Annotated in this window: 17 protein-coding genes; 7 read left to right on the forward strand and 10 right to left on the reverse strand. The window is 66.6% G+C overall.

The genetic code is table 11. From position 1 onward, the window contains the following. Positions 1-107: 107 nt before the first annotated feature. Together EDC62_RS12125 and dprA are read left to right on the forward strand one after the other, a co-directional pair. Entirely contained in the window at positions 108-1,331 is a 1,224-nt protein-coding gene (locus EDC62_RS12125; protein WP_124224090.1) for a LysM peptidoglycan-binding domain-containing protein, read from the forward strand. Positions 1,332-1,353: 22 nt separating this feature from the next. Further along, positions 1,354-2,592 carry a DNA-processing protein DprA gene (dprA, locus tag EDC62_RS12130; protein ID WP_124224091.1) on the forward strand — a complete coding sequence of 413 codons (1,239 nt, stop codon included), beginning with the start codon at positions 1,354-1,356 and terminating at the stop codon, positions 2,590-2,592. A gap of 20 nt (positions 2,593-2,612) precedes the next feature. Here dprA and EDC62_RS12135 read toward each other — a convergent pair whose 3' ends face one another. The 4 genes from EDC62_RS12135 to yajC form a co-directional block, all read right to left on the reverse strand. Beyond that, a complete protein-coding gene (locus tag EDC62_RS12135) occupies positions 2,613-5,309 on the reverse strand; it encodes a DUF1631 family protein (RefSeq protein ID WP_124224092.1) in 2,697 nt (898 codons plus the stop codon). A gap of 40 nt (positions 5,310-5,349) precedes the next feature. Continuing rightward, entirely contained in the window at positions 5,350-6,312 is a 963-nt protein-coding gene (secF, locus tag EDC62_RS12140; protein WP_124224093.1) for a protein translocase subunit SecF, read from the reverse strand. 3 nt (positions 6,313-6,315) lie between these two features. Further along, the gene (gene secD / locus EDC62_RS12145; protein ID WP_124224094.1) at positions 6,316-8,205 is read right to left on the reverse strand and encodes a protein translocase subunit SecD; all 1,890 of its coding nucleotides are present in this window, start codon (positions 8,203-8,205) and stop codon (positions 6,316-6,318) included. Between the two features lie 102 nt (positions 8,206-8,307). Then, the gene (gene yajC, locus EDC62_RS12150; RefSeq protein WP_124224095.1) at positions 8,308-8,643 is read right to left on the reverse strand and encodes a preprotein translocase subunit YajC; all 336 of its coding nucleotides are present in this window, start codon (positions 8,641-8,643) and stop codon (positions 8,308-8,310) included. 306 nt (positions 8,644-8,949) lie between these two features. On the opposite strand from yajC, the gene EDC62_RS12155 reads away from it, so the two are divergent. Then, complete coding sequence (locus EDC62_RS12155; protein ID WP_124224096.1) at positions 8,950-9,138, forward strand: hypothetical protein; 189 nt, start codon at positions 8,950-8,952, stop codon at positions 9,136-9,138. A 13-nt stretch (positions 9,139-9,151) separates the two neighbouring features. Here EDC62_RS12155 and EDC62_RS12160 read toward each other — a convergent pair whose 3' ends face one another. Together EDC62_RS12160 and EDC62_RS12165 are read right to left on the reverse strand one after the other, a co-directional pair. After that, positions 9,152-12,748: an indolepyruvate ferredoxin oxidoreductase family protein gene (locus EDC62_RS12160; RefSeq protein WP_124224097.1), complete on the reverse strand. Its 3,597-nt coding sequence runs from the start codon at positions 12,746-12,748 to the stop codon at positions 9,152-9,154. A 300-nt stretch (positions 12,749-13,048) separates the two neighbouring features. Then, the gene (locus tag EDC62_RS12165) at positions 13,049-13,639 is read right to left on the reverse strand and encodes a Uma2 family endonuclease (RefSeq protein WP_124224098.1); all 591 of its coding nucleotides are present in this window, start codon (positions 13,637-13,639) and stop codon (positions 13,049-13,051) included. Between the two features lie 71 nt (positions 13,640-13,710). Between EDC62_RS12165 and EDC62_RS12170 the strand changes: the two genes are divergently transcribed. From EDC62_RS12170 to EDC62_RS12185, 4 genes are all read left to right on the forward strand, one after another. Beyond that, on the forward strand, positions 13,711-14,190 hold the full coding sequence (locus EDC62_RS12170; RefSeq protein ID WP_124224099.1) for an Lrp/AsnC family transcriptional regulator: 480 nt from the start codon (positions 13,711-13,713) through the stop codon (positions 14,188-14,190). Between the two features lie 75 nt (positions 14,191-14,265). Then, the gene (locus EDC62_RS12175) at positions 14,266-15,609 is read left to right on the forward strand and encodes a nucleotide sugar dehydrogenase (RefSeq protein WP_124224100.1); all 1,344 of its coding nucleotides are present in this window, start codon (positions 14,266-14,268) and stop codon (positions 15,607-15,609) included. A gap of 52 nt (positions 15,610-15,661) precedes the next feature. Then, the gene (locus EDC62_RS12180) at positions 15,662-16,942 is read left to right on the forward strand and encodes a lipopolysaccharide biosynthesis protein (RefSeq protein WP_124224101.1); all 1,281 of its coding nucleotides are present in this window, start codon (positions 15,662-15,664) and stop codon (positions 16,940-16,942) included. Positions 16,943-17,077: 135 nt separating this feature from the next. Continuing rightward, complete coding sequence (locus EDC62_RS12185; protein ID WP_124224102.1) at positions 17,078-18,067, forward strand: glycosyltransferase family 2 protein; 990 nt, start codon at positions 17,078-17,080, stop codon at positions 18,065-18,067. 296 nt (positions 18,068-18,363) lie between these two features. Here EDC62_RS12185 and EDC62_RS12190 read toward each other — a convergent pair whose 3' ends face one another. From EDC62_RS12190 to EDC62_RS12205, 4 genes are read right to left on the reverse strand one after another with little or no spacing between them, the layout of a single operon-like run. Further along, the gene (locus EDC62_RS12190) at positions 18,364-19,215 is read right to left on the reverse strand and encodes a glycosyltransferase (protein WP_124224103.1); all 852 of its coding nucleotides are present in this window, start codon (positions 19,213-19,215) and stop codon (positions 18,364-18,366) included. Beyond that, a complete protein-coding gene (locus EDC62_RS12195) occupies positions 19,208-20,176 on the reverse strand; it encodes a glycosyltransferase family 4 protein (protein WP_211331010.1) in 969 nt (322 codons plus the stop codon). The genes EDC62_RS12190 and EDC62_RS12195 overlap by 8 nt, the downstream gene beginning before the upstream one ends. A 53-nt stretch (positions 20,177-20,229) precedes the next feature. Further along, positions 20,230-21,312, reverse strand: a complete 1,083-nt coding sequence (locus EDC62_RS12200) for a glycosyltransferase family 4 protein (RefSeq protein ID WP_211331011.1) — start codon at positions 21,310-21,312, stop codon at positions 20,230-20,232. 43 nt (positions 21,313-21,355) lie between these two features. Continuing rightward, positions 21,356-22,243, reverse strand: coding sequence for a glycosyltransferase family 2 protein (locus EDC62_RS12205; protein ID WP_124224105.1), 888 nt, complete (start codon positions 22,241-22,243; stop codon positions 21,356-21,358). Between the last annotated feature and the right edge of the window lie 2 nt (positions 22,244-22,245).

Consider the following 22,245-nt stretch of genomic DNA (forward strand, 5'->3'; position numbering starts at 1 on the left):
CGACGCTGTGCGGCCCGAAGCGCCGATCAACATTGCCCGAAGCAGGGCTTGGGCGCAGAATCGGCGGCATCGTGCCCAGAGAAACCCGCCCGGGATTGCCCTTCTCCATGAAACCCTTGCCACCCACCGACCTCACCGAACCGACGATGCCCCGCCGTCAGGCGCTCTCGGCGCTCGCCCTGCTCGCCAGTGCCTGGGTGCCCGCCGCCGCCTGGGGCGCCGGCAACTACCCCATCACCCCGGGCCAGAAGCGCACCGCCGCGCAAGTCGCCGAGCGCGGTGTGCCGCTCGATGAAATCGCCCCGAATGCGCCCGATCAGTACACCGTGCAGCGTGGCGATACGCTCTGGGCGATCTCCGGGCTCTACCTCAAGCGCCCCTGGCGCTGGCCCGAGCTTTGGGGCATGAACCTGGCCGACATCCGCAACCCCCATTTGATCTACCCCGGTCAGGTGTTGCGGCTCGTGCGCCGCGACGGGCGCGCCATGCTCGAGACACCCAGCGAGCCGCCGCTCGTCAAGCTCTCGCCGCGCGTGCGCGCCGAGTCACTCGCCGACGCGCCGATTCCGACTTTGCCGCCGCACCTGATCGAGCCCTTCCTCGCCGAGCCCATCGTGCTCGACGAGAAGGAATTCGAAAGCGCTCCGCGAATCGTCGCCACGCGTGAAAACAGCGTGCTGCTCAGCCGCGGCGACCTGGCCTATGCGCGTGGGCCGGCAGGCAAACCCCTCTCCACCGACCCGGGCGAGCCCAAGGCCTACCGGGTCTACCGCGACCTGCGCCCACTCAAAGACCCGGCCAGCGGCGAAATCCTCGGCTATGAGGCGCAGTTCGTCGGCCGCGCCCGCCTGCAACGCGGCGAATCCGTCTCCGAAGCACCGGGGCCCGACGGCAAACCCGAGGGGCTGCCCGTGCCGGCCACGATCGAAATCGTCAGCGCCAAGGAAGAAATCCGCACAGGCGACCGACTGCTGCCCGAACCCGAGCGCAGCTTCCGCAGCTACGCGCCCCACGCGCCCGCGGGCGAGGTCGATGCCCGCATCGTCTCGGTCTACGGCAGTGCGGTGCGTTTTGCGGCACAGAACCAAGTCGTCACGATCAACCGCGGCATCCAAGACGGCATCGACACCGGGACCGTGCTCGCGGTGCTGAGCGCCGGCGCGCGCGTGGTCGATCGCGGCGGCCCCGAAGGTCCCACGGAGTTGCGCTTGCCCGACGAGCGCAACGGGCTGCTGATGGTCTTCCTGCCGTTCGAACGCGTCTCCTACGCGCTGCTGCTGCAGATCGCCGACGGCGTAAAGGTCGGCGACCGAGTCGTTCAACCGCGCTGAGCGCGCAGCTGCCGCCCGGCCCATGGAGCGGGACGAACTGGCCGCCTGGTTGCGGCTGACCACCACGCCCGGCATCGGCGGGGTGACTGCCCGCCGCCTACTGGCCGCGTTTGGGCTGCCGCAAGCCGTGTTCGAGCAGCCCAGCAGCACCTTGCGCCAGGTGGTGACGCCCGCACAGGCCTGGGCCTTGCTCACACCCCCGCCGGGGCTGGACGATCGGATCCAGGTCACCTGGAACTGGCTGCAGGAAACGCCGGGCGGCTCCGATGCCACGGCCGACGCCCCTGCCGCGCCGATGCAGCGCGCGGTCATCGCGCTCGGAGATGCCGCGTACCCCCGCGCACTGCTCGAGCTCGAAGACCCGCCGCTGCTGCTCTACGCGCTGGGTCGCATCGCCACGGCGCCGGGCGCCGCGTTCCCGGCCACGCGGCGCTCGCATGGCGCAGGCTCGAGCCTCACGCACCTGGGCGAACAGGCCATCGCCATCGTCGGCAGCCGCAACCCAACCGCGCAGGGCGCCGAGAATGCCCGGCAGTTTTCGCGCTCGCTCGCCCAAAGTGGCTGGACCGTCGTCTCGGGCCTGGCCCTGGGCATCGACGCCGCGGCCCATGAAGGCGCGCTCGCGGGCGCACCGGCCCCGCTCGAGCTGGCAACCGTCGCCGTCGTCGGCACGGGGCTCGATCGGGTCTATCCACGGCAGCATCTCGAGCTCGCCCGGCGCATTGCGCACCGCGGCCTGCTGCTGAGCGAGTATCCGCTCGGCACCCCTCCGAGCCCCGCCAACTTCCCGCGCCGCAACCGCCTCATCGCCGCCTTGAGCCGGGGCACGCTGGTCGTCGAAGCGGCCCTGCGCTCGGGCTCGCTCATCACCGCACGGCTCGCGGCCGAGCAAGGCCGCGAAGTCTTCGCCGTGCCCGGCTCGATCCACTCGAGTCTCTCGCGCGGCTGCCACGCCCTGATCCGCCAGGGCGCCAAACTGGTCGAATCGGCCCAAGACATCCTCGAAGAGCTCGGCCCAGGCTCCGATTCCCAACCGCAGTCCGGGGCCGCCGCTGCGGATGCATCGACCCCGCCTGCGGCGAGCCCCTCGGGCAGCGCCATCCTCGACGCGCTGGGTTACGACCCCATCGGGCTCGACGCCCTGCTGGCCCGCACCGGCATGGACGCGGCGACGCTGCAGGGGCAATTGCTCGAACTCGAACTCGACGGGGCGGTCGCGCGTCTGCCGGGCGGACTGTTCCAGCGACTCGCCAGGGCCTGAGAGGCTGAGGCCTCACGAAGTCAACCGCCGATACGCTCAGGGTTGGCCTCGAGTTTGGTCAGTGCCGCGCGGGTGGCACGGATCGTCAGGGTCTCGTCCTCCTCGGGGAGGAGCAAGCCCGCTTTGAGGTAATTCGCCAAGCGCCCGCGCTGGATCAGGTAGTTGGCCCCTTCCCCAGAGCTGAACACGAACAGGCGCCCGCGCGGGTTGCGCCAGACGAGTTGCACCCGCGCGTAGCGATGGTTGTGATCGAGCTGGAACCACTGCCCGAGCTCGAGTTCGTCGACCCAAGGCGTGGCCTGCACCGTCGGAGCCGGCCCCGTATCGGCCAGCACCTCGAAAGCGCCCGCGTCGGGTCCGAGCAGGCGGGCCACGGCCTCGGGGGTCAGCAGTGACTGGCCGACCTGCTCGCCGGAGATTTCCGCTTCCAGCGCATCGAGCCGGCGCGCCATGTCGTCGATTTGCTCCGACGCGATCGCCGCCCCCTCGCCACGGGCCAGAAAGGCCTGCGTCAATTGCTGGTTGAGCCGTTTGATGTGCGCGTCTTGTTCCGGCCGGGGCAGCCCGATGAGCGTCATGCCCTCGCGCAGACGCTGAAGCAAGGCGGGCAGATGGCGCAGCACTTCGGCGCGTTCTTCGCGTGTCGCCTTGGCCGTGGCAGCCCAGAGCAGTTCGGGGGCGGCGCGCTTGAACTGCTGCGTGCTTGGGTGCTGGGCGCCATGACGCAAATCGGAGAGCGCCAGCACCTCGGCCCAAACCTTGAAGAGGAAGTCCCGCAAGTCGTTGCCCACTTCGAGCGTGCCCAGCATCTTGCGCAGCTCGATCGTGTATTGAATCGTGAGGGTTTCCTTCTGCTCGACCTGCTGCGCCACGCTCACCAGTCGCTGCGTTCCTTCGCGCTCGGTCAGGAAACGGGCCAGGAACTGTTTGAATTCGTCGAGCACGATGCGAAACACCCGCCGCCCCGTCTCGGGGTACTGCTCGATGACCTGGACGATGCGCCGAACCTCGGCCTCCATCACCGGCCCCTGCACGCCGCTGGCATCGAAGCCCAGCACCACGGCGCCCATGCGGTCGATCAGCTGCCGCGCCGGATGTTCGAGCGAGCTGAAGAAATCGGGTTCAGCCAAGGCGACGCGCAACACCGGCATTTGCAGACGCGCAAACCACACGCGCAGACTGGGCGCGATCCGCTCCTCGGCCAAGATGGCCTGAAACATGAGCGCCACCACCTCGATGGTAGCGCGTTCGACGTCGGTCGCCGCTTCCCGCTTGAGCGCCGCGGTCTGCTCGCGCAGCACCTGGCCGACGCGCTGCACCTCCTCGCGGCCCGCGGGGGCAGCGCCGGCAGCCTCCCAGGGGCCGCCCAAGGCTTGGAGCCGCTCGGTGGCCACCGCCTCGTCGAGCGCGCGCGTGAGCTGCGGCGAAGCACCCGCCGGTTGCGTCGCATCGAACTGCGCCCCGCGCGCGACCAGCAGCCGCTTGATCTGCCCCAGCACGCCTTGCGCCTTCACCCGAGCCCGGGCGAGCGGCGAGGTCGCGGTCATCAGGTGTGTGTCGTCGAAACGCTGGGGCACGCTGCCGGAGTAACCCTCCGTCGCACCACTCGGTGCGGAGCCGCGCCCGGAGCGACCACTGGCACCGGCACCACCCTGCGCACCGGCGAACCCGCCACCGGGCGCAGCCGCGCGGCCGCCGCTGGATCCAAAGCCTTCGGCGCCGACGCCACCCAGTGACGACCGTCCGCCGCCCGTCGACGGGGCCGACGACCCGCCCGAGCGCCCGCCGTGTCCGCCATAGGGCGACGGCCCTGAATGCGGCCCGCTATCCGGCCCCATACTCGGTCGACTACCCGGTCGACCACCCCCCGGCCCACGACCTGGCCCCGAGGCCGCAGCACCTCCGCCCGATGCGCCCCAGCCGCCGGTCGAGCCACCCGCCGGGTCTGCCAGCGCCCCCCCCGTCGAAGCGCCCGTAGCCCGGGCCTCGGACAGCGGCATCGGCGCAGAAGCGCGGGCAGCCGCCGAGGCGATGGCGCGACGCACACGATGGTCGATTACGGGCAGCACCCCCGCATCGATCAGCGTCTGGTTGGCATGGGCGACCGCGTGCTCATAGCGCTCGGCGAGCAAGGCCGCGATCGTGTCGTGCACCAAGGCCCAGATGTCCGCACCCAAGCCACTCGCGCCCCATTGCTGCACCAGCAGTTGTGCAAACCGGCTGGGATGCAAAACGTCGTCTTCAGCGGGCTCTCGACCGTCTTCGAGGTATTTGATGCGCAGTCGCAGCTCCGAATAGCCCGCACCCGCACGGTCTTCGATGACCGAGACCAGACGCGAGACACGGATGCGTCGATCGACTTCGTCGTCGCTCAACAGGGTCAGACCCCCGCCAATGTCGGCAAACTCGGTGGCGGGTGAAACCCGCTGGAGCGCCGGAGCTTCTTCGAGCCCCCCGGCTGCCGTGCGCCAGGCCGAAGCCAGCGACTGCATCCAGACGTCGCGACGCTTGCGATAGTCGAGCAAGGCGTCCCGCCGCTGGTGCTGCTCGCGCACCGTCCCTGCCGGCTCCTCGCAGAGCGCCGTCAGCCGTCCCTGCAACGTCGCCGCGAGCTTGACGATGGTTCCGTCCAGCTCGGTGGCGAATTGCTTGCGGACCAAGCGCGCCACGGCCGCGGGGTCAGCGGGCGTTCGGTGCGGGCTGGCGTTCGGGTTCATGGGCGGGGCGACGCGGCGCGGTGAACCTCATACCCGGCGATCAGACCGTCGCCCCGGCGTTGGGGTCTTTCGGGTCTTCGATCTCGCCGGATTTCTTGCCGCCGGATTTGACCAAATCTTCGCGCCGCACACCCAGCCACATCGCAATCGCTGCCGCCACGAAGACGGAAGAATAAATGCCAAACAAAATGCCGATCGTCAGCGCCATGGCGAAATAATGCAGCGTTTCCCCCCCGAAGAGCAACATCGAGAGCACCATGATCTGCGTCGATCCGTGCGTGATGATGGTGCGGCTGATCGTCGACGTGATGGCGTTGTCGATGATCTGCACCGTGTTCATCTTGCGATAACGGCGGAAGTTTTCGCGTATCCGGTCGAAGATCACCACCGACTCGTTGACCGAATAGCCCAGCACCGCCAGCACCGCCGCCAACACGGCGAGCGAGAACTCCCACTGGAAGAAGGCGAAAAAGCCCAGAATGATCACCACGTCGTGCAGGTTGGCGATGATGGCGGCGACGGCGAACTTCCATTCGAAGCGCATCGCCAGATAAATCATGATTCCCACCACCACGAAGGCCAGCGCCTTGAGGCCGTCGGTGGCCAGCTCTTCACCCACCTGGGGGCCGACGAACTCGGTGCGGCGCAGCACGACATCGGGTGCATCGGCCTTGAGCGCGGCGAGCACTCGCTCGCTCTGTTGAGCCGAGGAGACGCCCTTACGGGCCGGCAAGCGGATGAGCACGTCACGCGCGCTGCCGAAGTTCTGCACCTGCACATCGCTGTAGCCCAGCTGCGCCACCGCCGCGCGCACCCGGTTGAGGTCGGCGGGCTGGCTGTAGGCGACTTCCATCACGGTTCCGCCGGTGAACTCGACCGAGAGGTTGAGACCGCGGGTGACGAGGAAGAACACTGCCGCCAGGAAGGTCACGAGCGAGATGATGTTGAACACCAGCGCGTGGCGCATGAACGGGATGTCACGCCGGATTCTGAAGAATTCCATCGCTCACTTCTCCTTTGCAGAGGTCGCCACGGCCGCAGCGGTTTCGGGTCGCCAAACGGTACCGATCGATACGCTCTTGAGCTTCTTCTGGCGACCATACCAGAGGTTGACCAGCCCGCGTGAGAAAAACACCGCCGAGAACATCGAGGTCAGGATGCCGATGACGTGCACCACCGCAAAGCCCCGCACCGGCCCCGAGCCAAAAGCCAGCAAGGCCAGGCCCGCAATCAGGGTCGTGATGTTGGAGTCGAAGATCGTCGCCCATGCGCGCTCGTAGCCCGCGGCGATCGCGGCCTGCGGCGCCACGCCGTTGCGCAGCTCCTCACGGATGCGCTCGTTGATGAGCACGTTGGAGTCGATCGCCATGCCCAGCGCCAGCGCCATCGCCGCCATGCCCGGCAGCGTCAGCGTCGCCTGCAGCATCGACAGAATGGCCACGAGCAGCAACAGGTTCACCGCCAGCGCCAAGCCGGAAAACACCCCAAACAAGCCGTAATAGAGCGCCATGAACGCGACGATGACCAAAAAGCCCCAAAGCACGCTGTGAAAGCCCTTGGCAATGTTCTCGGCGCCCAGGCTCGGACCGATGGTGCGCTCTTCGATGATTTCCATCGGCGCAGCCAGCGACCCTGCGCGCAGCAGCAAGGCGAGGTCGTTGGCTTCGGTCACCGTCATCGCGCCCGAGATTTGGAAGCGGTTGCCGAGCTCGCCCTGAATCACCGGCGCGGTCAGCACCTCGCCCTTGCCCTTCTCGAACAGCACGATGGCCATGCGTTTTTTCAGGTTCTCGCGGCTGACGTCGCGCATGATCCGCCCCCCCTTGGCATCGACGGTCAGGTCGACCTTGGGGCTTTGGGTTTGCGCGTCGAAGCCCGGCTGTGCGTCGGTCAGGCTATCCCCCGTGAGGATGACCTGTTTTTTGACGATGATCGGCCGGCCGTCGCGCTGCGGGAAGCGCTCCGAGCCGAGCGGCACCGGGCCACGGCCGGCTTGGGCCTCGCGCGCCTCGGGGCTGTCGTCGACGAGCCGAAGCTCGAGCGTGGCGGTGCGACCCAGGATGTCTTTGGCCTTGGCCGTGTCCTGCACGCCCGGCAGCTGCACGACGACGCGGTTGCCGCCCTGCTGTTGGATGACGGGTTCGGACACCCCGAGCTCGTTGATGCGGTTGTGCAGCGTGGTGATGTTTTGCTTGAGCGCCTGCTCCTCGATCTTGCGCGCCGCCGCGGGCTTGAGCGTCGCGACGAGCCGCGTCTCTTCGCCCTCACCCTGGCGGGCGAGCTGCAGTTCGGGGAACTGGTCCTTCACCACGCGCTCGATCGCTTCGGCCACGGCGGCTTCGCGCACGCGGATTTCGATCGACTCACCGTTGCGGCTGATGCCGCCATGACGGATGCTCTTCTCGCGCAGCACGCTGCGCAGATCCCCCGCGAGCGACTCGACCTTTTTGGCCAGCGCCGCCTTCATGTCCACCTCGAGCATGAAGTGCACGCCGCCCCGCAAGTCGAGGCCGAGGTACATCGGACGCGCATGCAGCGCCGTGAGCCAGCCCGGAGTGCGCGAGACGAGGTTGAGCGCGACGATGTAGGCGGGGTCGGCCGGATCCGGGTTGAGCGCGCGCTGCAGCACGTCCTTGGCCTTGATTTGCTCGTCCGGCGTGGCGAAGCGCGCCCGAAGCGAGGGCCCGTCGAGCGTCACGGCCTCGGGCTTGAGGCCCGCTTCGGCCAACAACTGCTCCACGCGCGCGCGCAGCGGCTCGTCCACGTGAACGCTCGCCTTCGCGCCCGAAACCTGCACCGCCGGCGCTTCGCCGTAGAGGTTGGGCAGCGCATAAATGATGCCCGCCAACAGGGCGAGCGCGATGAGGACATATTTCCAGACCGGGTAACGGTTCATGGCTGGCTCCTGGAAAAACAGGCAGCGACGCGCGCAGGCGCAGACCCAAATGAGCCCGACACCGGCGGCACGCGGGCACGCGCCGGGGCGGGTTTCGATCGATCAAAGCGGCTTGATCGTGCCCTTGGGCAGCACTTGAACGACGGACATGCGCTGGAACTGCACCTCGACGCCGGGCGCGACCTCGACACCGATGTAGACATCGCCGAGCTTGGTCACCTTGCCAAGCATGCCGCCGCCGAGCACCACCTCGTCACCCTTGGCGAGCGCGTCGACCATGGCTTTGTGCTCCTTGGCCTTCTTCATTTGCGGACGAATCATGACGAAGTAGAGCACCACGAACATCAGCACGAGCGGCAGCATGCTCATGAGCGAGGACTGGGCGTCGCCACCGGCAGCAGCCGGCGCGGTCTGGGCAAAAGCAGAGGAAATGAACACGAACAACTCCAGAAAGCATGAAAACGAAGGATCGCGCGCGCAGCACCCAGGGACCGCTCACGCACGGACGGGCTGCACACGCCCAAAGCGCAGGGGGGCTCGCGCGGGCAAGCCGGCATTGTATGCGGCACCCTCGGCGTGAGGGCCAGGCGCGGTGACGGTCGGGGCCTGACCGCCGCAGGGCCGGCGCAGGTCCGTCTTACTCCTAATTAGAGAGCAACCAATCAGCGATTCACGCCGGGATTCTGCCAATTGGTTCAACCTAAATCCGGCAGTTGATCGCTTTGAGCTGAATACAAGGTGTTGGTGTTTGAGCCGTTTTTGGTGCAAAAGCCGTTCACCGCTTGGGTGAGCGCTGCGCGCCCGTTCGAGCCGCCCTCGGGCGCGGGGGCGGCGTTGCAAATCCTCGCCATGGCCAGCGCCATGGCTGCGGTTTGCGCCTTGCCCGCGCGCCCGATGACGGCCCGTCCGGGCGCGCTCAACTGCCGGATTTAGGTTCAAAAAACCTTCAGGCAGCCCGCTGCAGCTGCGCGGCGCTGCGCCAGGCGGCCAATTGCGCCTGCCACTGCGCGCGAACCTGCGCCAAGTGGCGCGCCTTCACATGGCCGTAGCCGCGGATGTGCTCGGGCAGCCGGGCGATTTCCACCGCCTGCGCATGATTCTCGGGCGTGAGGGCCGCGAGCAGTTCCTCGATCGTCGCGCGGTATTCGTCGATCAGTGCGCGTTCGGTGCGGCGCTCTTCGCTATAGCCGAAGGGGTCGAGCACGCTGCCGCGCAAGCCCTTGAGCCGCGCAAGCACCGCAAACACCCGGCCCATCCACGGGCCGAAGGGGCGCTTGACCAGTTCCCCGCGCTCGTTGCGCCGCGCCAAGAGCGGCGGCGCGAGGTGGTAGTGCAGCCGGTAGTCGCCCTCGAACATCTGGGCGATCTTCTGCTGGAACGACGGGTCGCTGTGCAGCCGTGCCACTTCGTACTCATCCTTGTAGGCCATGAGCTTGAACAGGTAGCGCGCCACCGCCTCGGCCAGCGTCTGCTTGGCGCTCGCGCCCGGCGCGGCGGCCCACATCGCCGCCTCGGCCGCGCGCACGCGTTCGACGAAGGCGCGGTAACGCTCGGCATACGCGGCGTTCTGGAAGTCGGTGAGGTAAGCCACCCGGCGCTCGACCAGCTGCGCCAGCGTCTCGCGCGGCTTGAACTGGATGACCTGCGCCGCCGGCTGCACCAGCGCCATCACCCGGGGCAGATCGTGCGCAGCCCAGCGGCCCCATTCGAACGCGGCCTTGTTGAGCGACACCGCCACGCCGTTGAGCTCGATGGCGCGCATCAGCGCCGCGTGGGTGAGCGGAATCCAGCCCTTTTGCCAGGCGTAGCCCAGCACCATGGGGTTGACGTAGAGGGTGTCGCCCAAGAGCCCAAGCGCCAGGCGCTCGGCATCGAAGCGGCCCACGGCGTCCTCCCCCAGCAAACCCACCACCTCGGCCACGCAGGCGGCCGAGGGGTCTTGCCAGTCGGGGTTGTGCACGAAGGCCGCCGTGGGCGGCGCATCGGTGTTGAGTGCCACATGCGTGCGGCCGCGGCCCATGCGCTGCACGGTTTCCTTGGCGGCGGTGACCACCGGATCGCAACCGATGATGAGGTCGGCGGCCGCCAGACTCACGCGCGTGGTGCAAATATCCTCCTGGTGCGCCCCAAGCAGCACATGGCTCCAGGTGGCACCACCCTTTTGCGCCAGGCCCGCCGCATCCTGCGTGACCACCCCTTTGCCCTCCAGGTGCGCGGCCACACCCAGCAGCTGTCCGATCGTGATGACCCCGGTGCCGCCGACCCCCGCCACCACGATGCCCCAGGGGCGTGCGCCCAGCGCGGGCAGCGTGGGTTCGGGCAGGGCGCCCAGCGACTCGGGCGTGGGCGCCTGGCCCTTCTCTTTCTTGCGCAACTGCCCGCCTTCGACGGTCACGAAGCTCGGGCAAAAGCCCTTGACGCAGGAAAAATCCTTGTTGCAGGTGCTCTGGTTGATTTGCCGCTTGCGGCCGAACTCGGTCTCCAGCGGCTCGACCGACAGGCAATTGCTCTGCTCGCCGCAGTCGCCGCAGCCCTCGCACACGGCTTCGTTGATGACCGCGCGCCGCGCCGGGTCGGGCATGAGGCCACGCTTGCGACGCCGGCGCTTTTCGGTCGCGCAGGTCTGGTCGTAAATGATGATGGTGGTGCCCTTGATTTCCCGAAACTCGCGCTGGATGGCGTCGAGCCGGTCGCGGTGCTCGATGGCGATGCCCTCCGGGATGCCGGCCACGCCTTGGTATTTCTCCGGCTCGTCGGTGACGATGGTGATTTTCACCGCGCCCTCGGCGCGCATGGCCTGCGCGATCTGAACCACACTGAGGCCATCGGGCCGCTCGCCAATCGGCTGGCCGCCGGTCATGGCCACCGCGTCGTTGTAGAGAATTTTGTAGGTGATGTTCACCCCGGCCGCAATGCTCTGGCGGATCGCCAGAATGCCGCTGTGGAAGTAGGTGCCGTCACCCAGGTTGGCAAAAATATGCGGCTCGGTCGAAAACGGCTGCTGGCCCACCCAAGTCACCCCTTCGCCGCCCATCTGCGTAAAGCCCGACGTGTGCCGGTCGGGCATCCAGATCGTCATGAAGTGACAGCCGATGCCAGCCACCGCGCGCGAACCCTCGGGTACGCGGGTGCTGGTGTTGTGCGGGCAGCCCGAGCAGAACCAGGGCAGGCGGTCTGCCGGCGGCTTGACTTCGATGAGCGTGCGCTCGGCGGCCTCGATGGCCTCGAGCCGCTGGCGCAAGTGCACCGCCGTGTCCGCATCCACCCCGAGCGCAAGCAAACGCTTGGCGATCGCACGGGCGATCAGCGCGGGCGTCAGGTCCGCGTTGGCGCGCAGCAGCACGTTGGCCGAGGGGTTGGGCATGCTCCATTCACCGCCCGAATGGTCATCGCCCACCTCGTCGAACTTGCCCAGCACATTGGGCCGCACGTCGGGCCGCCAGTTGTAGAGCTCTTCCTTGAGCTGGTATTCGATGACCTGGCGCTTCTCCTCCACCACCAGGATTTCCTGCAGCCCCGCGGCAAAGGCGCGCGTGATGCTTGCCTCCAGCGGCCACACCACCGCCACCTTGTGCAGCCGGATGCCCAGCGCGCGGCAACGCGCCTCGTCGAGCCCCAAATCCACCAGCGCCTGCCGCGTGTCGTTGTAGGCCTTGCCGCTGGCCATGATGCCAAAGCGGTCGTTCGGCCCCTCGATCACATTGTGGTTGAGCCGGTTGGCCCGCACATAGGCGAGCGCCGCGTACCACTTGGTGTGAAAGAGCCGCGCCTCCTGCTCCAGCGCCGCGTCGGGCCAGCGGATGTGCACGCCGCCCGGCGGCATCTCGAAATCGTCCGGCAGTTTGATGCGCACCCGGTCGGGGTCAATCTCGGCCGTGGCACTCGACTCCACGATCTCCTGGATCGTCTTCATGCCCGACCACACGCCCGCGTAGCGGCTCATCGCGAACGCATGCAGGCCCAGGTCCAGAATCTCTTGCACCGACGCGGGGAAAAACACCGGAAAGCCCACGGCCTTGAAGATGTGGTCGCTCTGGTGCGCGGCGGTGCTGCTCTTGGCCACATGGTCGTCGCCCGCCACCGCGATCACCCCACCCCACGGCGTCGTGCCCGCCATGTTGGCGTGCTTGAACACATCGGCGCAGCGATCCACGCCCGGCCCCTTGCCGTACCAGATGCCAAACACGCCATCAAAGCGGTTCGTGCCCGGCGGCGCAAAGCCCAGCTGCTGCGTGCCCCACAGGGCAGTCGCCGCCAGTTCCTCGTTCACCCCGGGCTGGAACACGATGTTCTGCGCAGCCAGGTATTTCTTCGCCTTCTGCAGCGCCTGGTCGTAACCCCCCAGCGGCGAGCCCCGATAACCACTGATGAAGCCCGCCGTGTTCTTGCCCAAGCGCGCATCCCGCACGCGCTGCAGCATCGGCAAACGCACGAGCGCCTGGATGCCGCTCATGAACGCGCGCCCGTGGTCGAGCGCATATTTGTCGTCGAGGGTCACGCGCTCGAGCGCGCGGCGAATGGATTCAGGCAAAGGCGCATTCATGGCATCGGTCTCCGGGTGGGGTCCTGCAAACGGCCGCGCCGCCTCGTGGGCGCCGCACCGGCACATCGGGCCTTGCCCTAGAGCAAGCGCCCGATCTCAAAACGCAGTGTAGAGAGATCGCCGCGAGAGGTGTTTGCTTTTCGTGCCCAAAAACCGCGCATCCGCGCAAGCTTCTTGCCGATCAGCCTCAAAACCTCGCGTAAACCCTAATCAAAGTCACTGTTTTGGAAAGGGTTGAGACGCTGCGATTCGGCGATGCCCGGGTCGCGGCTCGCCATGCTGGCTTGCTCCCGGTCGCACTCATGCATCGGACGACGCGCCTGCCCCAACCGCAGGCGCGACATCTTCGAACACCTGCGCCAAGGGCAGCGACAGGTGCACGCTGCCCAGTTCGAGCACCTCGTCGCCGCTGTAGGGGTACAGCACCCAGTGGCCGCTGGCGTCGCGCCGGTAGATCTCGACGCTGCGGCGGTCGGGGTCGATCAGCACGTATTCCTGCAAGCTCGGCAGGCTGCGGTAGGCCGCGAACTTGCCCCCGCGGTCGAAGGCCTCGGTACTGGGCGAAAGCACCTCGGCCACCAGCACGGGCTCGGCTTTTGCCAACGGCTGCTGGGCGTCGGCGGCCGAACAGGTGACAAACACGTCGGGGTAAAAATACGCGTCCGCTGCCGCCACGCGCAGCTTCATGTCGGCAATGTAGGTGCGGCAGGGCGTGCCGCGCAGGTGAGAGCGCAGGGCAGAAGCCAAATTCAGGCTCACCGTCACATGCGCGTCGCTGCCGCCCGCCATCGCGAATACCTCGCCCGCGAGGTATTCATGCTTCACCGGCTGGTTGGCCTCCCAAGCGAGATAGTCTTCGGCGCCGAATTTGGGCTGGGCAAGCGCGGTCATGGGGAACTCCTGGCAAGCGGTGCAGCGCTGCATTGTGACGGAACGCCGCAATCCGCGGCAAGATAGCGCCCATGAACCCGCGCCTCGACAAATTCGACCTGGCCATCCTGCGCGAGTTGCAGGCCGACGGGCGGCTGTCCAATGCCGAGCTGGCCGCCCGTGTGGGGCTGTCCGCCGCGCCCTGCTGGCGCCGGGTGCGCGCGCTCGAAGAAGCCGGCTTCATCACCGGCTACCGCGCCATCCTCGACCGGCAGAAAATCGGCCTGGGCGTGCTCGCCTTCGTGCGGCTCGATGCCGAGCGCAACAGCGGCGAAGTGACCCGCGCGCTCGAAGACGCGATCCGCCGCATCCCTGAAATCATCGCCTGCCACTACATCAGCGGCACCGGTACGTTCGAGCTGCAGGTGGTCAGCCGCGACCTCGCGAGCTTCAGCGCCTTCGCCCGCGACGTGCTGCTGAACCTGCCCAATGTCAAAGACGTGCACACCAGCTTCTCGCTCGGCGAGGTCAAGGCCGACGGGGCGCTGCCGTTGGACGCGGCGGGTGCGTGAGGGCTGTGCGGCCAAACATCCGTTTTCTTCGCCGACAATCAACGGTCACACCTCCCGAGCACCAACCTTTGTTGCATGACCACCTTCGTAGCTGCGCCCCCATTGCCCGAAGAACCCACCATCGCGATCCTCGGCTTGGGATACGTTGGCCTCCCGCTGGCGATCGAATTCGGCAAGCATTTCGACACGATCGGCTTTGACCATGCCTCTGCCCGAATCGCGGCCTGTCAGCAGGGCTGCGACCCGTCTGGCGAAATCGAGGCGGCTTCCTTTGCACAAGCCCGGCGGCTGCGCTTCACGACCGATGCCGCCAGCCTGCGCAGCGCGGACGTGCTCATCGTCGCCGTGCCTACGCCTGTCGATGCCGCCCACCGCCCGGACTTCGGCCCGCTCATCGCGGCGTCAGAAGCGGTTGGACGCAACCTCAAATCGGGCGCGCTCGTGGTTTATGAGTCCACCGTCTACCCGGGCGCCACGGAAGAGGTGTGTGTACCCGTACTGGAGCGGCACTCCGGCCTGCGATGGGCGGGTCGCGCTGACGCCGGCCCAACGGGCGGCCAATTCCACATCGGCTATAGCCCAGAGCGCATCAACCCCGGTGAAAAGGGCCGCAGCCTCACGACGGTGGTCAAAGTCGTTGCCGCGGACGACGAAGCGCACCTCGAATACCTCGCTGGCCTGTACGGGCAAATTGTCAGGGCTGGAATCCACCGAGCCAGTTCGATCAAGGTAGCCGAGGCCGCCAAAGTGATCGAAAACACCCAACGCGACCTGAACATTGCCCTAATGAACGAGTTGGCGATCATTTTCGACCGCATCGGCATTGACACCCAGGAGGTGCTGGAAGTTGCGGGCACGAAATGGAACTTCCTGCGCTTTCAGCCAGGATTGGTCGGCGGGCACTGCATCGGGGTGGACCCTTATTACCTCACGCATAAAGCGGAAATGCTGGGCTATCACCCCCAGGTCATCCTGGCCGGGCGACGCATCAACGACGACATGGGCCGCTTCGTGGCCCAGAAAACCGTCAAACTCCTGGCGCAACAAGGCCGGCCGCTGTTTGGTGCCAGCTGCAACGTGCTTGGGCTCACTTTCAAGGAAAACTGCCCGGACTTGCGCAACTCACGCGTCCCCGAGCTGATTGCCGAACTGCAAAGCTTCGGCCTGCGCGTGGCAGTCCATGACGCCGTGGCCAGCTCCGCGGCCGCCCGCGACGAATACGGCATCGAACTCCAGCCGCTCGACGCCCTGCCGCAGGCCGATGCGCTCGTCGTCGCGGTGGCCCACGATGCATACCGCTCGCTCGATCCCGCCGCCCTCAACGCGCTGGTTCGCCCCGCTGGCGTCGTGGTCGACGTCAAAGCCTGCTTGCCCCGTGCGCGCATCGAAAGCGCGGGCTATACCATTTGGAGGCTTTGATGGCACCCTGTCCCCAGCGCCCGCCCCATGCGCTGGCCCGCGCTGGGGCCGTATGAGTCGCGCAAGCGCCACGGCCTGGTGGCATCTCGCCCGTCGCTGGCGCCCCGGTGCCTACGCGCGGGACGGGCTGCGCATCTTCGCTTGGCTGGCGCTGCGCGCTGCGGCCCAAGCCGCAACCGTGGTGCTGCTGGCCCGCTGGCTGGGCGCAAGCGGCTATGGTGAATTCATCTCGGCGCTGGCCGTCGCCAGTTTTTTCAGCCCCCTCGCGGGCCTGGGGCTCGCGGCTGTGGTTCTGGTGCGCGGGGCGCGCGCGCCCCAGCAGTTACCGGCACTGCAAGCCCAGGCCGCACGGCTATGGGCCATCTCTTCGGTGGCGTTCAGCCTCGTCGCCACCGCGGCCTTGGTTTGGAGCTTGCCCAGTCCCCAGCCGCTCTGGGCGCTGGCCGCTTTGGCCGTTGCCGAAGTGGCTGCAGCAGCCTGGGTGGAGCTCGTTGCCCGCAGCAAGCAAGCGCGCTATCAGGCACATGCATTTGGGGCCATCCAGGCCGGCTTGCCCTTGGCACGGCTTGCGGCGCTCGCCTGCAGCCTGCCCTGGCTGCCCGCCAGCCCCGCCGCGTGGATGCTCATCTATGCCGCCGTCAGCCTACTCTACGCAGCTGCGCTCTCCGGCAGCTTCTGTGCTTCCATGCGCCGCACCGCGATGACCGATTCCGCCGACGAACCCACTGGCGCACTCGTGAAGGAAGGCTCGCCCTTCCTGGTGGGTGCGCTGTCGTTTCGCCTGCAAGCGGAATTCAACAAGCCTGTGTTGGCCCACGTCGGCTACGCCCAGGCGGGGGCCTTGGGCATCGCTCAGAGGGTGGTGGATTTGGCAACCCTGCCCTTGAGCGCGCTGCAAGAAGCGCTGTGGCCCAGAGTCTTTGCCTCCGAACGGCCAGGCTCCCGTCTGTGGCAAACCGGGGCGATGCTGGTGGCGCTGGCCCTCCTTTCAGGCGCTGCCCTCGCTCTCGCGGCACCAGTATTGCCCTGGCTGCTCGGGCCGGACTTTACCGCCGCTTCGCAGGCTCTTGGGTGGCTTGCCCTGCTGCCTGCGGTGCAGCTCATGCGCAATCTAGGGAATGCCTGGCTGATGGCGCGCGGCAAGAGCCACTACCTAACAGCAGTGTATGTGACCAGTGCTTTGGCCGGTGTGCTGCTGGCGCTGCTGTTGGTGCCGCGGTGGGGGTTGAGCGGGGCGGTGTGGGCAATGTATGGGAGCGAAGTCGCGGCGCTGGTGATACAGATGATTCTGAGTAAGCGAAATCCGGAGAAAAAAGATGAGCGATCCGAATAAGCAGCTATTCGACAATTACGCGTATAACTCTTCTGGTAACTGCACGTAAATGAAGCCCAAGCTCTTGTTTGTCCTGCCCGACCTCGCAGCTGGTGGAGCGCACTTCATGAACGTGCGCCTGACCCAGCAATTGCAATGCCTTTACTGTCCATCGTAATTCCCACCCACAAGCGCCCTCGCTTGATTGCTCGCGCGATTTCCAGCGCCCTCGACGTCTACAAAAATGTAGACCTCGAAATTATCGTGGTTCCGAACGGCCAGGACGACACATGGCGAGCCATTGCAGAGCAGCATGGGCATGATCCTCGCATCCAATGGCATTACCTGCCAGCCGGTAATGCTTGCGCGGCACGAAACCATGGACTTGCCAACGCCCAAGGCAAGTACCTGCGCTTCCTGGATGACGATGATTACCTGCTCCCGGGCGCCGCTGAACAACTGGAGCTGATCGAGCGCGAACGGCTTGATGCGTGCTCGGCACCCCTCGAGTTCACCACCGCAGACGGTATTGGACGTTATTCAATCGGACTGCCCGTCACGGACGATTTCGTCAGCGCAGCCATCCACTCCGCAACCGTGAGTCTGACACAAGGCTCCATCTTCCGGACCAGCCGCATCCGGGAAATTCGATGGCGCGAAAATGTGGACCTTTACGACGACTATCTCTGGATGCTGGATGTCGTTACCGCAGGTGAAATGACCTGGACAAAAACCCCCGTTCCTGTCTGCACATACGTGCAGCATGATGGCGCCCGACTCTCCCGGATTCGACGGTCCAATCGGAATTCACGCATCCTCGTGGATGCACTGCTGCACGTACACCGCGAACTCCAAGCCCAAGGCAGGCTCAGCCCCCGGCGCGACGAGGCCGTCGCCGCCGCATTGCTCGCCCACGCCCATTCCGCATTCCCGGCAAGCCCGGTTTATCTCAGTGCAGCGATCCGGAAAGCCAAGGCCATCGCTTCGGACGCAGCCCCTCTGCAACCGATCTTCGTGAGGCACCCGTGGCTGAACAAACACCTGCTTCTGATCGAATGGGCAGCCCTTGCCCCGCGCTATGTGACGCGTGGCTATCGTCGCGCCTCTTGGTTCGTCGGCAGGCTGCTGAACCGACTGAACAGCTGACCAAGACTGCGGAGTGGTATCCACGAACAGTATCGCAACGTACGTAAGACAGCACGAAGTGCCAACGAAGGCACCCTGAACAGCCGCATCGCTGTTATCTGCAATGGACTGTCAGCAAGCTTCCGCGCCAACAGCCGGTGCGGTGTTTGCCGACGGTCGTTGGCCACCCGATGCCGTGCTTTGGGTGCGATTGGCAGTGCATTCACACCGCACGCACAGACCGACCGTTTCCGTGCATCGAACAAGTGCCTGCCGACGACGTGATCCGCGCGGTGGAGGCAATTCTTTCCGGGCTGTCACGACCTGACACGTCGGGCGATGCGCCAACCCTCCAGCAAGGCTGACAAAGGCACTAGGCTACGGCTTCTCAGCGCGCGCGCGGCCGCCCTCGCCCCCAGACCCAGCACACGTCCCGCCAGCAGCGTGGCGTCCTCGAGAGGCGAGCGCGCCAGTTTGCGCGCGAGCAGCCAATGCCCAGCCGCAGTATAGGTCTCATAGAACACCGACCCGTTGCGGCTGGAGGCGCTACCCTCATGCCAGACCAGCACCTGAGGCACATGCGCCATGCGCGCTGCGCCCAGCCGCCAGCCGAGCATCACGTCCTCGCCGTACATAAAAAAGTCCTCGTCGAACAGCGGCAGCGCGGTACGTTCCGGCGCGATCAACAGCGCGCTGCCGCTGGGATAGGGAAAACTGCCCGGCCACGGGCGGTCGAAACGTAAGAGAGCAAACCAGCGCTGGTAGTAGACCGTGCCGATGACCTGGCCGCCATGATCGACGCGCGGGTAGGCAATGACGGCGCGTGGCTGATCGTTCAAGGCGCTCGCCAGGGTGACAAGCGCGCCGCGCTGGAGCACGGCGTCGTTGTTGAGGAGCATCACCCAGGCCTGCGGCCAGCGGGTAAGGATGGCTTCGATGCCGCGGTTGACGCCCGCGGCGAACCCGAGGTTGCGCGCACTCAACTCCACGATGACGCGCGGCTCGCGCGCCCACCGTTGATCCAACTCCCGCGCCGATACGCCGTCGTTTTCCGAGTTGTCCCACACCAGCACCCCGGCGGCCCCGTCGGCCAGGAGCGACGCGATGCACCGGCTGGTGCGCTCGGCATCGCGGTAGTTCAGGGTCAGGCCGACGATCAGTCTATCCATGGGGTTTGGTGCACACTTGCTGGTAAAGATCAAGGTACCGCTCAACCTGCTTGGCCTCGTCGAAAAGCGCTACTGCCCGCTCCCTGGCCGCCAGCCGCATCGTGCGCCAAAGCCCGACGTCGCCCTGCAAGCGCCGCGCGGCGGCAACGAACGCGGCCACGTCGTCCACCGGGCAGAGTAGGCCCGTCTGTCCGTCGGCCACGACTTCGGGGAGCGATGAGCTGCCGGCGGCAATCACCGGCAGGCCGCAGGCCATTGCCTCTGCGGCGACCAGCCCGAATCCCTCCAAGCGGCTTGGAAAGAGCAAGGCATCGGCTTGGGCATAGGCCGCGCGCAGTCCTTCGGCATCAAGCCGGCCCAGGCAGCGCGCATTACTTGGCAGGGGATAGCGGCGGTGTTGGCCGGAGCGGTCGGCGGTATAGACCAGCTCGAAGTCGTCGCCCAGTTCTCGCAAAATGGGCGACAACACGTCAACTCCTTTACGAGCATCCCAGTTGCCAACATACAGGAACCGGAAAGGTCGATTGGTTAGCTCGCACGGGGCTGGCGTAAAAAAGTCGGTATTGACCCCATTGTGGATGACTTCGATGCCCTGACAACCAAACACCGCGCGAGCGACATGCGCCGTGTATCGACTGACCGCCACGACCCGCGAGGCGCGGTTAAGCGCCGCGTTTTCGACGCGACGTATCCAAAAGCGGTGATACAGGCGCTGCAAAGGGCGTTTGAAGGGTGAAAAGGCCGGGTCATGAACGCAGGAATGCACCGTGCAAACCACCGGCAGCCCCTGCGGCCAGAAGCGCTGGGGCAACCACGAGTTCACATGCGCCACCGTCGCCCAGCCCGGCGGCCGGGGCACTGGAACCGACCACGGCGCGTACTCGGCGCGCAGCGGCAGCCAATGGATTTCGGCGCGAATGCCACGCGCATTGAGCGCCGTGCACAGCCGTTCGGTGAACACATCCGCGCCGCTGTGGGCGCGGATGGAGGGAAACCAAACACCGAGCGGCGGACTCATGGCTGAAGTTCCCCCATCAGCTTGTGCCCAAACTCATCCCACGCAAACCCCTGCGCAAACGTGCGGCAGCCCTCAGGAGCAAAGGGCGAGGCAAGCGTCGCCAACACGGCCTGCGCGAAACCGGCTGCATCGCCTGGGGAGACAAGGCGGCCGGACTGGCCCTCGCGCACCGCATCGACCACGCCACCGGTCGCATAGGCCACGGTCGGCAGTCCGTGCGCGGCGGCCTCGATCGCGACCATGCCAAAGCCCTCGGGGTCGCCTGGGAGGTCGCGCACGGGGAAGACGTGGAGGTCCGCACCAAAATTGGCCTCGGCCAGATCCGGCCCAAACAAGGTGCCCAGCCAACGAACGTTGGGCGCCACCCCCGCATCCCGCGCGGCGGCGAAGATGCTCTCCGGAGTTTGCGCCTGCGCGTACAGCGCCTGCTTGGGCGCATCGCCCACGATGACCAGCACCACATCGGGTCGGGCACAAGCGACCGTCGGCAGCACCTCTTGCACGAACTCGCGTAGCCCTTTGCGCGCGGTCAGTCGCCCCACCGACAGCAGCACCGGCGCGTCGGGAGGCAGGTTCCAGCGCTGGCGAAAACGCGCGCGGGCGGTGGGGTCGGGTGCGGGAATCTCCACGCCCGGGTGGACGATGGCGATCCGCTCGGGCGCAACGCCTGCCTTGCGCGCGAGTTGGGCAGTCGGGGCACTGTTGGCAATGACCCGGTCCATGCGGCGCAAGGCAGGCAGCCACAGCGCACGATAGACCGGATGCGGCACCACCACGTCGAGCCCATGCACATAGGCCGCGCTGCGTGCCTTGCACGCGCGCGCGGCGACGAGCGCCAGTGGAGCCGTCAAGCCACTACCAGCCAACACGATCTGAGGGCGGAAGCGGCGCGCTTCAGCCAGTGCAGCCAGCCCCGCTGCCGTAAGGAACCGGCGCAACGGTTGAAGGGGCACTTCCCGCACCGAGACCGCTCCAGGCGCATGCTCCGCCGCGCCCACGGGTGCAACGACGCGCACATCGAAGGTCTTGGACAGTTCCCCAGCCAGGTGCCAGTTGAGCCGCTCCATGCCGCCCCACATGGGGGGGAAATTGCGGGTGATGAGGAGCAAGCGTGGCCGCAGTTCACCCATCGCGCTTGTAGGTCAGGTTGGTGATCTGCTCGGAAATCAGCCCGATGAGAAACACGATCACGGCAGCACTGAGCAGCAGCGCGCTCATGTTCGTGAAACGCCCCTCCGTGCTGTAGGTGTGCGCATACCAGAGCAACCCCGCGGAGCCAAACCCCACGGCTACCGGACCAAATAGCTTCATGGGCGCGTAGAGCGTGGCGATTTTGAAAATGATGAGCAAGAACCGCAGCCCGTCGCGAAGTGGGCGAATATGGCTCTTGCCGATGCGCTTGTGCGCCGTGATGGGCACATAGGCCACGGGGTAAGCACTGCGGAAGAACGCCATGGTACTGGTGGTGGGGTAGGAAAACCCGTTGGGCAACAGGTAGAGAAACTCCCGAAACTTGGCGGCCCGCACAACGCGGTAGCCGCTGGTGAGGTCCAACACCCGATGCCCAACCACCCAACTCGCCAAGCGGTTGTACAGCGCGTTGGCCAAGCCACGCCCGAGGCTGGCCTGCGAGCCCGCCCCACGCGCGCCGACCACCAAATCAAAACCCTCATCGAGCTTGGCCAGCAAGCGTGGAATGTCCGCCGGGTCATGCTGGCCGTCGGCATCCATGAACACCAAAAGATCGCCGTGGGCTGCGCGCGCACCGGTTTTGATGGCCGCGCCGTTGCCCATGCCGTACGGGTGCCGGATGACGCGCGCCCCTGCGGCCTGTGCGACCGCGGCCGTGTCGTCCGTGGAGCCATCGTCCACAACGATCACCTCCGCTTGGGGAAAGCGCGCGCAAATCCGGGCGACGGTTTCCCCCACGGCGCCACGTTCGTTCCGGGCAGGAAGAACCACACTGAGCGTGAGCCCGTCGCCGGAATGGGTGTGGGTGGGGATGGACATGG

The organism is Tibeticola sediminis, assembly GCF_003843835.1.
Lineage (GTDB): Bacteria > Pseudomonadota > Gammaproteobacteria > Burkholderiales > Burkholderiaceae_C > Tibeticola > Tibeticola sediminis.

Bases quoted from the DNA above. Each gene is read 5' to 3' on its own strand.
- secD (WP_124224094.1), bottom strand. From the start codon at position 8,205: ATGAACCGTTACCCGGTCTGGAAATATGTCCTCATCGCGCTCGCCCTG.
- EDC62_RS12185 (WP_124224102.1), top strand. From the start codon at position 17,078: ATGCCTTTACTGTCCATCGTAATTCCCACCCACAAGCGCCCTCGCTTG.
- EDC62_RS12190 (WP_124224103.1), bottom strand. From the start codon at position 19,215: ATGGATAGACTGATCGTCGGCCTGACCCTGAACTACCGCGATGCCGAG.
- EDC62_RS12175 (WP_124224100.1), top strand. From the start codon at position 14,266: ATGACCACCTTCGTAGCTGCGCCCCCATTGCCCGAAGAACCCACCATC.
- secF (WP_124224093.1), bottom strand. From the start codon at position 6,312: ATGGAATTCTTCAGAATCCGGCGTGACATCCCGTTCATGCGCCACGCG.
- EDC62_RS12125 (WP_124224090.1), top strand. From the start codon at position 108: ATGAAACCCTTGCCACCCACCGACCTCACCGAACCGACGATGCCCCGC.
- EDC62_RS12180 (WP_124224101.1), top strand. From the start codon at position 15,662: ATGAGTCGCGCAAGCGCCACGGCCTGGTGGCATCTCGCCCGTCGCTGG.
- dprA (WP_124224091.1), top strand. From the start codon at position 1,354: ATGGAGCGGGACGAACTGGCCGCCTGGTTGCGGCTGACCACCACGCCC.
- EDC62_RS12200 (WP_211331011.1), bottom strand. From the start codon at position 21,312: ATGTGGGGCGGCATGGAGCGGCTCAACTGGCACCTGGCTGGGGAACTG.
- EDC62_RS12165 (WP_124224098.1), bottom strand. From the start codon at position 13,639: ATGACCGCGCTTGCCCAGCCCAAATTCGGCGCCGAAGACTATCTCGCT.
- EDC62_RS12170 (WP_124224099.1), top strand. From the start codon at position 13,711: ATGAACCCGCGCCTCGACAAATTCGACCTGGCCATCCTGCGCGAGTTG.
- EDC62_RS12135 (WP_124224092.1), bottom strand. From the start codon at position 5,309: ATGAACCCGAACGCCAGCCCGCACCGAACGCCCGCTGACCCCGCGGCC.
- EDC62_RS12205 (WP_124224105.1), bottom strand. From the start codon at position 22,243: ATGTCCATCCCCACCCACACCCATTCCGGCGACGGGCTCACGCTCAGT.
- EDC62_RS12160 (WP_124224097.1), bottom strand. From the start codon at position 12,748: ATGAATGCGCCTTTGCCTGAATCCATTCGCCGCGCGCTCGAGCGCGTG.